Raw genomic sequence first — 619 nt, 5'->3', positions numbered from 1 at the left:
ATGGCAACAATCTGGTTTTCGGTAAATTGGGTTGTCTTCATAAGTTTTCGGCTTTAAATTTAATAATTTTTACTGAACGCGCTCCTGCGTCGCTTGTCGAATTCTATTTTTAAATGGCCGAATTTTGGGGAAGCTTACACTTCTTGTCATTTAAATTTCTTAATTGTTAGTAGTCGGTTTGTCATCCCAGCATGACCGGTAACGGTTGGGCTATGATTTGTTGCCTGTCTCGGCACTAAGATAGCAAAAAATCACAGACAGAATATTCCGCGGGAATGTTCGTAAGTCGGCAATGACCTAGCAATAAATTATAGCCGGTGTTGTGCTTTCGTTATTTTCCACTTCGGTTCAACTCCGCTTTGATTTTTTCCTGGACTATTTCATTCTCTCTTATTCCATTTCTATAATTTCGATTCATCCATTGATAAAACGAAATTGCTCGTTTCAGAGCTTCTTGGAAATATATATCATTCTGGATATCCGAAAGATTCACTGGTTCAGCTACTCTGTTATCGTTTGTTTCAAGAATCGTTTTTACATTTTTATATATCTCACTCATATGAAAATCTTTTATAGGCTCGTAGTCCATTCGTAAATCTTCAGTGACGTAGAAATACTT

Annotated in this window: 1 protein-coding gene; it reads right to left on the bottom strand. The window is 36.7% G+C overall.

What is annotated here, in order from left to right:
• Positions 1 to 331 precede the first annotated feature (331 nt).
• The coding region (locus IU405_RS01910) for a hypothetical protein (RefSeq protein ID WP_231749456.1) at positions 332 to 619 on the bottom strand (288 nt) is incomplete at its 5' end.

It is taken from the genome of Polaribacter sp. BAL334, assembly GCF_015767435.1.
In the GTDB taxonomy this organism is placed as follows: Bacteria; Bacteroidota; Bacteroidia; order Flavobacteriales; family Flavobacteriaceae; genus Polaribacter.
This window is presented reverse-complemented; position numbering and strand designations above follow the sequence as displayed.